Genomic DNA, 11,467 nt, shown 5'->3' with positions numbered 1-11,467 from the left:
TTCGCCACTCGCCACCAGAGCAAGCTCCGTGCTGCCGTTCGACTTGCATGTGTAAGGCATGCCGCCAGCGTTCAATCTGAGCCAGGATCAAACTCTTCAGTTTAATCTCTGTTACTTTGCCCTTTTATAGGCACCATCATTGCTGATGGGTCGCTCACTCAAAAAACTGACAGGCTACTTCCGAAGAAGTATCCTATTTCATTATTTCTTGTGAACATTTGATATATTTTAAGTATTACGCCAATCCGAAGATTGACGCTGCACTTACATCAAATGTCCACACTTATCGACTGTTAATTGTTAAAGAACTGTATTCGGTTACTGCTTTCGCACCATCGACAAAGCGTTGTGTTTGTCAGCTGCGAAGAAGGAAGAGTATGAAGCATTTCGCTACGTCCGTCAACTCCTTCTTTTTCTCACTTTACGCTGCATTTGCATGCGTCGTTCAGCGAGGGGGCGAATTATAGCCAAGGTGCCGCCGCTCTGCAAGAGCCATTTATGGCATGACGAACGATTTCACCAAGGTCAGCTCGCCAGCGGCCCGCATCGGCACCTGAAAACTCTGCAGCTTTTCACGCGGCGTGCCTTCATTGGTGATGATCGATATGCGGGCGACGGTCAGCATGGAGGTATTCTCGCCGCTGCCGTAGTAATTGACATAGACGTGATAGTTGCCCTTCAGGGGCGCAGCGCTGGAAAAGATTTCCGGCCCATAGCCGGTCGTCACGTCCACATCCAGCGCGCCGCCATCTTTCAAGACGCGATTGCCATACCAGGCGTGACCACCATCCGGCGTGACCACATGCAGATCGAGATCGGTGCCTGCGCTGTCCCAGGACAGCACGATACGCAAGCGCGCCTGCGTCTTGCCCTGGTAGCTGTCGACAAACTGGGTGCGTGCGCGGCTCCTGCCATCGGGCGAACGCACTTCCACGCTGTTCGAACCGCTGCCGAAGCCATACGGCCGACCATAGCTGCCGTCCTCGCCCACTTCCATCGGCATCGCCACGCCATTGACCACCAGGGTGGCGGGCTTGCCCTTGACGGCGCCCGCGATGCGGCCCCGTATCTGCGCCGTCTCGGCCTGGCCCGGCTGCAGGTTGACCGACGAGGCGGGATAGTTGACCGCCTGCGTATAGTCCTCGCGCGCGCCGGCCGAATTGCGCCAGCCGCCCTTCGGTGCATCGATCGTGACCTGGGCCTGCGCCCAGAGTGGCAACAACATTAGCGGAATCGAGCAACGGATGTAAAAACTCACAGGGCCTCCAGGTTAAGATCGACGAGCCGGCGGGCCAGCCGCTCGACATATTCCTCGTCCTGCCCGCTCGGATGGCGGCGCAGGCCCAGGTGTAAATATTCATGGGCCAAGGTGATGCGGTCTTCGCGCGTGGCCAGCGGCCGCATGAAGATGCGGTTACGCGACTGTTCCGAATACGGCGCGCCGCTGGACAGGGCGCAGACCAGCGGCGCTTGCGGCGGCGCTTCGTAGCCGGCCTCGCGCAGCAGCACGCGCTGCCAGCGCGGCACGGACCGCGCCAGCCAATCCTCGTTCTGCGCCAGGCGCCGGCAACGCACACCGGTATTGCCAAAGGTGCTCAGCGCGCCGCCGGGATAGGCCGCCGCCAGCAATTCATCGTAGTGCTTGCCCTGTCTGGCCTGGCGCACCGCCTCGCTCCACGCCATCGTGCCCTCGGACGGCAAGTTGCTGTGATAGCGCACGGTGACGCCGTCGACGATCAACTGGTCCGTCCAGCGCGCAATGGCCAACGCCGCCGGCGTGGCAGGACTGGGACTGACGCGCTGCGTTGCGCTGCTGTCGGCAATCTGCTGGCAGCCTGCCACCGTCGCCGCGTTCTGCTGCAAATACGTGCGCGCGGCAATCGCCAGCGCCTTGGCCGCTTCCGGCTCATTCGCACTCGCTTCGCGGTCGAGTACCCGCGCCACATATTCATTGACGCCGAAGCGGCCGCGCAAGCGCGGGCGGCCGCCCTTCTCCTGCAGCAGCATCAACTCGCCCGTGCTGCGCAGGGCGAGGTTCTGGCCATTTTCGAATTGCACATGGTAGCGGCCACTGAGCGGACCGGGCGCCGCCACGCCGCGCTCGCCGCGCACGGCACGGATCGGATAGCGCGTGAAGTAATCGACCACCACGCAGCCGCCATCGTCGGCCGCACCCACAGGCGGCAAGCTGGCGGCCAGCTTGGGCGCCCACTGCTCGAACACATTGCTGCTGCCGCCCGCGCCGCCAAACCAGATGGGCGTGCCATCGGCCAGCCAGCCGGCCGCGCCGCCGATACGTTCCTCTGCCCGGCGCTGCGCGTGCCAGGAATACGTCTTCACGCGCAGCTGGCTGCCGAACCAGCGCGCCGTGCCGGCACCGCGCCCGTCCAGCACCACGCGCAGCAGGGCCGCTTCGGCGTCCGCGCGGCTGGCTGCCGGTATGCTGTCCAGCGCGCGCAGCAGGCTGTCTAACCGAACCAACCGCCCCGGAGCAAGCTGCGCAGGATCGGACAGCCAGGCAAAGTCGCCCGCAGGCGCGCCGCCCAGGCGGCCCGTCCAGTACTGGCGCCACGGCGCCTTCGCTATCATCAAACGCCCGGGCGAGAAAAATGGGCCGCAGGATTGCGCCAGCGCCGCATCATGGCCGATGCTCTGGCCCGCATCGCAGCAATACACTTCGTCCGGATCGCGGCCGCCGCAGCGGTAGTCCGGCATCGCCACCTTGTTATCGGCCGCGTATACATAGACAAACAGCTTCCACAGGCTGGCCAGCGGCACTTGCCGCGCGCCGTCGAACGGCGGCAAAGGTCGCGACGCAGTGCCGCCCTGGCGCAGCTCCCGCACTTCGATCTTGCCATCGCGCCACCAGGCCACATCCAGCGATTTTGCCGATGGCTGCGCCCAGGCTGGCGCGGCCAGCCACAGCGTCGCCAACAAGGCGGGAATTGCCACGCGCATCACTCGACCTTCAGTGCGCGCGTGGTCTTGCCGCCGCCCTCGAACGCTTTCTGCTCCGGCTGGTACATGCGGTAAAAGCGCGCAGGCGGCAGCACATAGCTGCCCTTTTGCGCAAAGCGCAGCAAATGGCGCACCGTCACGTCGCCGGCCAAAGGCTCGATGGGCACGGCATAGCCGTCGCGGCGCTCGGTGTGGCGCGCGCGTTCCAGCGCGGCCGGCTTGTCGCCCGCCATGACCATGCCCCAGGTGGTCGATTCGACCATGGCGCCCGGTGGCAGCGCCACTTCCAGCAAACCAAAACGGTGCTTCGCGCCCGGCGCCGCCTTGAGCGTGATTTCATCGAGGTACAGCGCGTCCGTGCTGAGCGCCTCGCCCGGCTTGACCAGCTCCGTCGTGTAGCCGCCCTTGCCTTGCTTCATGCGCAGGATGCGCCGCTCGACGGCAACCGCCAGCGTCTGCGCTTCGGCCGCGTGGCTGTCGTACTGCAGCACGGCCACCGTGCCCGCAGGCGCCGGCGCAGCGAGACGCAGTTTGTCAGGCAGGCCCTTGGCGTCGCTCCAACGCCAGACCGGCTGGCCGCTGCGGCTGTCGCGTTTTTGCCATGCGCCGTCCGGCGCGACGACAGGCCCCTTGCCGAACGATGCGCCACCCAGCTTCTTTTGCACCCACATCAACGTCATCGCGCGGTCCAGGGTCGGCATCTCGGCGCGCACGCCGGCCAGCACCGCGTCGGCCTGCGATGGCGGCACTTCGCCAGTCAGCATCAGCAAGGCTTGCGCTACCGGCGCCCTGGACTCACGCAAGACTTGCCAGGCGCTGGCCACCTGCAGCTGCAGCCCATGCGGCAAGGCGATGCCATTCTGGCTGGCGACCAGCGCCACCAGGCCCAGCCCCATCGCCTGCGCCTCGCGGTCAAGGGCACCGCCCAGCAGCAGGCTGCCGCCGTCGCCCGCCTGGCGCGGCTTGCCGCCCAGTGTGGCGCTCGCGCTGTCGTCCACCAGGCCCGCTGCCAGCGTCTGCGTGGGCAGGCCCATCTCGCGCGCCATCCACAGCACCAGCGCGCGGTCGCTCATCGTATCTTTCAAGCCATGTTCGCTGTAGACGGCCAGCAGCTTGTTCCAGTGTTCGGGCGGCAGTTCGATGCGCAGCGCACGCGACGCGTACCAGTCCGCGTAATACGCGTACGCCGTCATCAAGGCATTGCCATCCGTGGCGTTGCCCCACCAGCCGAAGACGGCGTTCGGCCCCGCCATGGACACCAGGCGCAGGCGCTGCGCCGTCAGCAGCGTTTGCAGGCGTTCGCCTGCCGCTCCGGCGTCCGGCCCCAGGCTTTGCGTGGCCAGCGCGAGCGGGATCAAGCGGCTCGCCGTCTGCTCCACGCAGCCATACGGATAGTCGATCAGGTCGTCGGCAATGCGCGCGAACTGGCTGGCGGCCCCCTGCGCAAACGACACGCGGATATTGCGCGCGTCCGCCGGCAGCTTGAGCGCAATATCACCCGTGGCGCCGTCGAGCGGCAGCACCAGGGTGCGCGGGCTGCGCCAGGCGGCGGGCAAGGTTTGCATGGCGGTGTCGAGCGCGTCGACCAGTTTGCCATTCTGTTTCAGCTCCAGGCGCAACGGCCCGCTGCCAGCAGCGAGCGGGAACTCCACGTAGTTGACACCCGGCTTGGCCGACAGTTTTTCCGTCTTCGACTGTGCACCACCTGAGAGGACGACGTCAAGCGCCTGCTCCTTGCCGGTCTGGTTGAACACGGCCACCGAGGCACGCGGCGCATCGCCCGCGCGCATCCAGTCCGGCGCCGTCCACTTCGCATAGAAATTCTTGTCCGAACGCAGATAGGCGGTGCGCTGGCCCACGCGCCCCTGCTCGTCCATCGCGCGGCCCGTGATGCGCCAGCGGGTCAGCGCGTCGGGCATGGTGAAGCTCACGCGCGCCTGGCCATTGGCATCGGTCTTCAGCGATGGCGCCCAGTACGCCGTATCGATATTGTCGCGGCGCGGACGCTCCAGCACCTTGACGCCGCGCTCGTTGTAATTGTGGCGCGCGGGCGCGCCGGCAGTACGCCCCTGCGCCATGTCGTAGCTGATGAAGGACAGGCTGGCCGTCGTGCGCACGTTGTTGCGGCGCGGATGGTAGAAGAAGTCGCCGATGTCCGGTGCGATTTCCGGCTGCAGCACATAGATCATTTCATCGACCACGCCCAGCGCCACCATCGTGCTCAGAGGCTTGCCCTCAAGGGTAGCCGTGACGTCCAGGGTCACCTTCTCGCCCGGCTGGTAGACCTCCTTGTCGCTCTTGAACTGCAGCGCGATGCGCGGCTCGATCACTTGCAGGCCGGCGTTCTCGAACACGAAATCGCCATTGCGCGTGTACGCCACGGAGAAGGTCATGTTGGGGCCATGCTCCTCCTTGACGGGAATGCGCACGCGCCACTGCCGCGGCGCTACCTGCTTCGCCTGGTACCAGCTGGCGGCGCCCGCCATCAAGCCATATTGTTCCACCTTGTCGCGCTCGAGCGTCAGCAGCGCCTGGTCCACCTTGTCGGAGAAGGTGATCAAGGCCTCGGCGGTATCGCCCGGACGATAGCGGGCGCGGTCCAGCACGATCTCGATGCTGCCCGGCGTCGTCTGCACGCCATCGCCCGACACCCAGTGGCTGGCGGCGGCCAGCAGGTTGCCGCGCTCGTCGCGCAGCGCCAGCCGGTACGAGCCCGACGCGGGGAATGTCACATCCCAGCCCTTGGCGTTCGGATCGAACGCACCTTCGGTCTTGCTCTGTTTTTCCAGCTGCACCATCTCCCAGCGCACGGGCTTGGCCGCGCCCTGGCCATCGGCCACCAGGTCGAAATGCACGGCCTGGCCCGGATCGGAAAACTGGCGCGTGGCCTTCAGCTGGTAGCTGCTGCTCGAGCGCTCTATCATCAGTTCGCGCGTCGCCTTGACGCGGTAGGCCGCGCCGTCGGTCGCCAGCACGGTCAGGATGTAGCGCGAGGGATCGGCTGCGGGCGGCAAGGTGAAGTCCACATTGCCGCTGCCGTCGCTCGTCACCTCCTCGGTCTTCAAGGCCACGGGGAACAGGCCGCTGTAACGCAACTCGCCCTCAACCATGGTGTTTTGCTGGCCGCGCAGCGACAAGGTCATCTTCGCGTTTTTCACCGGCTTGCCATCGGGGTAGCGCAGCGCGATGCTGCCCTTGACCGCTTCGCCCGTCTTGAATTCCGGTTTCGCTGGCTGGACGTTGATTTCAAAGTGCGGCTTGACGTATTCGGCCACGCGGAAGGCCGCGCCATAGGCGCCGTCCTTGTAGTTGAAGCGCAGTTCATAGCCGCCGGCGGTGGCTTCCGTCGGCAGGCGGAAGCGCGTATCGGCGCCCGTGTCGCCCGATAACTGCAGCGTCTGCGTCAGCAGCGGCGTGCCGTTCGGATTGAGCACGGTCAGGCTTAACGGTGCAGCAGCCGCCGCCTGCGAATTGCGCGCCGACGTGAATTCGCGGCCCACAAACTTGACGTTGACTTCGTCGCCTGGCCGGTACAGAGGGCGGTCCGTCACCGCATAAATCTTGGTGTTGTAGATCTCGCTGTCGTAATAAAAATTTTCGGACACGAATACGCCGCCGGCGCGGTCCTGGCCCAGCACATACGTGTGTTCCGGGCTGCCGCGCTCGAGCGAGGCGACGCCGTCGGCACCGGTGGTGGCCGACTGCAGCACGCCCGTGCCGTCGGTCCACGCCACGCTGGCGCCGGCCACGGCGGCGCTGTTGTCGCGCCGCGCCGTCCACACCAGCATCTGGCCGGACGATACCTTGGTGACGGCCACCGTGTCCGACACGAACACCAGGGTGGTGGCGCGGTGTTCGCCGATGATCGCTTCGATCAGGTACAAGCCCGGCTTGCGCTTGCCCAGCGGGATCATCACATTGCCGGCGCCGGCGACGATGAAGTCGCTGCTCGAGCCATCGAGCTTGACGCCTTTCGGCGGTGCGATGGCCTTGGCCTGCCAGATCGGATAGCGGAAGCTGTCGACCAGCTCCATGCCCTTGATCGGCTTGTATTGCGGATGGTTGGCGAACACGGTACGCCGGCGGATCGCGTCATTCGTCGCCAGCTGCGGCTGTTCCTTGGTTACCGCGCGGCGCGCCTCGCCGGAAAACAGCTTGCGCCAGGCCAGGCGCGACTGCTTCCACCAGCTATCCCACAGAAAGCTCAAGGTGTTGGCCAGGCCCTCGCCCTGGTAATTGCCCTCCACCTGGATGCGGTGCAGATTGCGCTGTTTTTTCAGGAACTCCATTGGTTCGGGCACGCGGTAGACGACGATGTCGGCGCCGGAATACGCTTCCAGATTCATGCGCCCCATGTCGCGGCCCGGCACCTCGAGCCGCACGCGCGACTCGTCGCCGCTGCCGTAGCTGGCATCCGACAGCAGAAAGAAGGGTTCGCCCTTGAAGGTGGCGTAGTTGCTGGGCTCGCGCTCCTGCGCCGAGGCGCCATGCGTGAGCAGCAGCGCCAGCATGCCGGCAAATAACAGCTTCATGAGAAGCTTCATGACAAGAACGCCAGCCGGAACACACCGGCGAAATTCGGATTGTTGACCACAGGTTGCCACCGCGTGTCCTTCCAGCTCGTAAGTTCTTTGATATCGACGGTCCGCAGACCATTGTCGTCGGGGGTGACGGTACCGGTGTGGTAGGCGATGCGCGCCCCCATCCAGACCATCAGGTGCTGTTCATCGCCCTGGTCGAAAAACAGCAGGTCGCCGGGCAGCGCCTGGCTGATTTCGCGGGCGATGAAACGGCTGTTGTGCTGCACCAGCGCCAGCGCCGTGACGAAGTGGCCGATGCTGCCGCCCGTCTGCACCCAGCGGTTGCGCAGGGCCGCCTGGGCCCCGTTCAATTCCAGCTCGGGCGGCAGGCGCCGGTCGCTGGCGATGCCGTTCGCGCGCAGCCACTTCGCGTCATGCACGGTCAGGGCTTCGTTGACGGCAAAGCGCACGAGGCCGGCGCAATCGCGGTGCGTCCAGCGCGGCGACGGTCCCCGTTCGATCTGTGCGTTGACGATGCGCAGCATCCAGGCCTGGAACGCGCGGCTCTGGGCCTGCGACAGCTGCACTTGCGGCTCGGCAGCCGCGCGCAGGGCCCACGCCCGGGGCGCCGCCACGGTGGCGGCGCAGGCCGCCAGCCAGCGCAAGGCGGCACGGCGCGCATACCGCACCGTCATCGTGCAGTCTCCTGCCATTCCAGCGCTTCCCATGACGTGCCGCTGGCTGGCTGCCGCTTGAGCACCATGCGCAGCGGCGGATATTTTTTCAAGGCGTTCAGGCGCGGCACCAGGTGTTCGTTGGCGGCCGCGCGCAGTACCGGTTCGTTATTCGCCGGCAGGGTATCGAAGGCTTCCAGCTGGATCAGCCGGGCCAGCGACGCGGGCGCGATCAGGCCGATGGTGTGCGCGCCATCGGGCAGCAGGTCGCTGGCCGCCGGGGCCTGCTTGCGGCGCACGGCCAGCACCTGGTCCACCAGTTTGCCATCAGCGGAGAAGACAACGGTATTGCCGGCCACGGCCAGCGCCGGCGTGGACTGGCCCAGGGCCGTGGCGACGCTGCGCTCCCAGCGTACGAACCCACCTTTAGCATCCTTGCCCGTCGTCTTGCGCACGGGGTCCTTGCCGCCGATGGCTGCCTCGAACAGGCTTCCATAGACAGCATCATCCCCGGCCTGCGCACTACGCGTGGCGACAAACACCGGCGTATGCAGGCGCGACGTCCCGTACCAGCAGGCGGCGGCCGGGCCTTGCAAGTGCCCGGCCAGCGGCACCACCGGCTCGGAGGTATTGCTCCCCAGGCGCTTGAGCACGGGCTGCAGCGCGGTCCATTCCACCGGCACGCTGAAGCAGGCGCTGGGACTGTGCGGCAGCACGGGCCACAGGGCGCTGCTGTCATAGCCGCCGTTTTTTAACTTGTCGGCATTGAGCAGCACCTTCGACTGCCAGGCACCCTGTTGAAAATCGAAGCGCAGCGCTTCGAGCGCGCCGAAGAACGGCTGGTAGCCGAACGACAGGAAATCCGCCTTGACGGCGATGCTGTGGCCCTCGGGCGCGGCGCCGTCGAGATGGAACTGCGCATGGAAGACGTTCTGTTTGGCCGCTTCCGGCGCCAGCAGGCTGGCCACGGTTTTCTCGGCCGTGCCATCGCCCTTCTTGCCGTCGGCGCCGCCATACAGCATGCCCGGATGGGACAGGATGACCAGGCGCTGGCCGTGCGCGGCAAACAGCAAGGTGCGCTGGTAGGCGTAATTGAGCGCATACACGGGCACCTGGCCGCCATCGACGCGCAAGCTGCCGGCCACGCGCATCTGCGTATCCTTCAAGGCGATCTTGCCCGCTTCTTCGAGCAGGCGCGTCAGCTGGCTGCGCGATACGGCGATGGCGAAATGCTTGAGCGAACCGTCGGCGTCGCGCCACAGGGCCACTTCTGCGGGCTGGTCCAGCACCATGCGCAACAGCTGGTCGCCCCATCCCAGCTCATGTTCATAGGCGATGCGGCGCAGGCTGCCCTTGAGTCCCAGCCGGTCTTCGCTTTGCTCGTAATAGAACAGGAAGTCTTCGCGCAGCACGTCGCGCGCCAGCGGCACCGTCAGCAAGTCGCGCGGCAAGGCCGACAGGCTTGTCGTCCGGACCAGCGCGTCGGGCCGGGACAAATCCAGCTTCAGGCCGTTGACCGGTCCCATCGCGCCCCAGCCGAAGACCCGGTAGCCGACCAGTGCGGCGGCCACCACTGCCACGCCGCCCAGCGCCCCGAGCAGGACTTTCTTGTTGAGTACTTTTTTCGCCAGCACCATGTATCCTTTTTACCCTGCCGAAGCATTGACAAGTTAGTAATTATTGACAAATGGTAACATGGCATTTGTGGCCGCAGCGCACAGCTGACGCGACAGCGTAAAATAGCGGTTTCGCCGTTTCAATCGCCTCCCATGACCATCCTGCTCTCCACCCTGAACGCCCGCTACACCCACGCCTCGCTGGGCTTGCGCTATCTGCTGGCCAATATGGGGCCGCTGCAGGCGCAGACGCGGCTGCAGGAATTCGTCATCGGCACGAAAACCACGGAACTGGTCGAGCGCATCCTGACGAACAAGCCCCGCATCATCGGTTTTGGCGTGTATATATGGAACGTCGAGGAAACAACGAAACTGGTGGCCATGCTCAAGCGCGTGGCGCCCGAGGTCGTCATCGTGCTGGGCGGGCCGGAAGTGTCGCATGAGGCGAGCGAGCAAGAGATCGTCAAGCTGGCCGACTACCTGATCACGGGCTGGGGCGACGTCACCTTCCCCAAGCTGTGCGGCGAGATCCTCCACGGCCCCAAGCCGCTGATGAAGATCCACGCGGGCGTGCAGGCGCCGCTGGCGGAGCTGCAGCTGCCCTACTCCTTGTATACGGACGACGATATCCGCCACCGCACCATCTACGTGGAAGCGTCGCGCGGCTGCCCGTTCAAGTGCGAATTCTGCCTGTCCGCGCTGGACAAGACGGCCTGGCCCTTCGCCCTGGAAAATTTCCTGGCAGAAATGGAATCCCTGCATGCGCGCGGCGCCCGCCTGTTCAAGTTCGTCGACCGCACCTTCAACCTGAACATCAAGACCAGCCTGAAGATCATGCAGTTCTTCCTGGACAAGATCGAGGCGAATCCCAACGACCCGATCTACGCCCATTTCGAACTGGTGCCCGACCACCTGCCCGACGCCTTGAAAGAAGGCATCAGCAAGTTCCCGCCCGGCGCGCTGCAGTTCGAGATCGGCATCCAGAGTTTCAATCCGGACGTGCAATCGCTGGTCAGCCGCAAGCAGGATAATCAAAAGGCGGCCGACAACATCCGCTGGCTATGCGAGGAATCGAACGCCCACCTGCACGTGGACTTGATCGCCGGCTTGCCGGGCGAGGATGAAGCGAGCTTTGCGGCCGGATTCAACAAGCTGGTGGCCCTGAAACCGCATGAAATCCAGTTCGGCATCCTGAAGCGGCTGCGCGGCACGCCCATCATCCGCCACACGGAAAACTATGGCATGGTGTTCGACCCGCACCCGCCGTACACCATCCTGGCGAACAAGCAGCTCGATTTCATGAGCATGCAGCGCCTCGTGCGCTTCGCCCGCTACTGGGACCTGGTGGCCAATTCGGGCCGCTTTGCCAATACGGTGCAATGGATGCTGGGCGACGCGCCGTTTGAAAACTTCATGGATTTTTCGAACTGGCTGTACGCCCACACGGACGCCACGCACCGCATCGCCATGGAGCGCCTGGCCAAGCTGGTGGCGCAATGGCTGCAGACGCGCGGCATGAGCGCGCTTGAAGCCAATGCCCTCGTGGCCAGCGACTATGCAGGCGGCGCGCAGGCAGCCGCGCACGCCAAGCCAAGCGAAGTGAGTACTAGCAATGCCAAGGTGCGCCCGGACGTCGCCCTGCCGCAGCGGCAGGCGCGCCACCTGGCATCCTGACGGGCCGGCGATTGAACAGCGGTGG

General features: G+C 65.2%; 6 protein-coding genes and 1 rRNA gene. 1 reads left to right on the top strand and 6 read right to left on the bottom strand.

The features are described from left to right. From GCN75_RS26915 to GCN75_RS26890, 6 genes are all read right to left on the bottom strand, one after another. A 16S ribosomal RNA gene (locus GCN75_RS26915) occupies positions 1-103 on the bottom strand; the annotation flags it as partial. A 393-nt stretch (positions 104-496) separates the two neighbouring features. Then, positions 497-1,225: a YfaP family protein gene (locus GCN75_RS26910; RefSeq protein WP_152285085.1), complete on the bottom strand. Its 729-nt coding sequence runs from the start codon at positions 1,223-1,225 to the stop codon at positions 497-499. A gap of 29 nt (positions 1,226-1,254) precedes the next feature. Beyond that, complete coding sequence (locus GCN75_RS26905) at positions 1,255-2,958, bottom strand: DUF2300 domain-containing protein (protein WP_152285084.1); 1,704 nt, start codon at positions 2,956-2,958, stop codon at positions 1,255-1,257. Beyond that, positions 2,958-7,490 carry an alpha-2-macroglobulin family protein gene (locus tag GCN75_RS26900; RefSeq protein WP_226941592.1) on the bottom strand — a complete coding sequence of 1,511 codons (4,533 nt, stop codon included), beginning with the start codon at positions 7,488-7,490 and terminating at the stop codon, positions 2,958-2,960. The genes GCN75_RS26905 and GCN75_RS26900 overlap by 1 nt, the downstream gene beginning before the upstream one ends. Positions 7,491-7,498: 8 nt before the next feature. Further along, positions 7,499-8,173, bottom strand: a complete 675-nt coding sequence (locus GCN75_RS26895; protein ID WP_152285082.1) for a DUF1175 family protein — start codon at positions 8,171-8,173, stop codon at positions 7,499-7,501. After that, positions 8,170-9,789: a DUF2138 family protein gene (locus GCN75_RS26890; protein WP_152285081.1), complete on the bottom strand. Its 1,620-nt coding sequence runs from the start codon at positions 9,787-9,789 to the stop codon at positions 8,170-8,172. Before GCN75_RS26890 ends, GCN75_RS26895 begins: the two co-directional genes overlap by 4 nt. A 132-nt stretch (positions 9,790-9,921) precedes the next feature. Between GCN75_RS26890 and GCN75_RS26885 the strand changes: the two genes are divergently transcribed. Next, positions 9,922-11,442: a B12-binding domain-containing radical SAM protein gene (locus GCN75_RS26885; RefSeq protein ID WP_152285080.1), complete on the top strand. Its 1,521-nt coding sequence runs from the start codon at positions 9,922-9,924 to the stop codon at positions 11,440-11,442. The last annotated feature ends 25 nt before the right edge of the window (positions 11,443-11,467 follow it).

The organism is Janthinobacterium violaceinigrum (assembly GCF_009208555.1).
GTDB lineage: Bacteria > Pseudomonadota > Gammaproteobacteria > Burkholderiales > Burkholderiaceae_D > Janthinobacterium > Janthinobacterium violaceinigrum.
Note: the sequence above shows the minus strand (reverse complement) of the source record. Positions and strands in the feature narration are given on the sequence as shown.

What these genes read in the sequence shown, in the direction of transcription:
- GCN75_RS26910 (WP_152285085.1), bottom strand. Translation starts at nt 1,225, where the DNA reads ATGTTGTTGCCACTCTGGGCGCAGGCCCAGGTCACGATCGATGCACCG.
- GCN75_RS26905 (WP_152285084.1), bottom strand. Translation starts at nt 2,958, where the DNA reads ATGCGCGTGGCAATTCCCGCCTTGTTGGCGACGCTGTGGCTGGCCGCG.
- GCN75_RS26900 (WP_226941592.1), bottom strand. Translation starts at nt 7,490, where the DNA reads ATGAAGCTGTTATTTGCCGGCATGCTGGCGCTGCTGCTCACGCATGGC.
- GCN75_RS26895 (WP_152285082.1), bottom strand. Translation starts at nt 8,173, where the DNA reads ATGACGGTGCGGTATGCGCGCCGTGCCGCCTTGCGCTGGCTGGCGGCC.
- GCN75_RS26890 (WP_152285081.1), bottom strand. Translation starts at nt 9,789, where the DNA reads ATGGTGCTGGCGAAAAAAGTACTCAACAAGAAAGTCCTGCTCGGGGCG.
- GCN75_RS26885 (WP_152285080.1), top strand. Translation starts at nt 9,922, where the DNA reads ATGACCATCCTGCTCTCCACCCTGAACGCCCGCTACACCCACGCCTCG.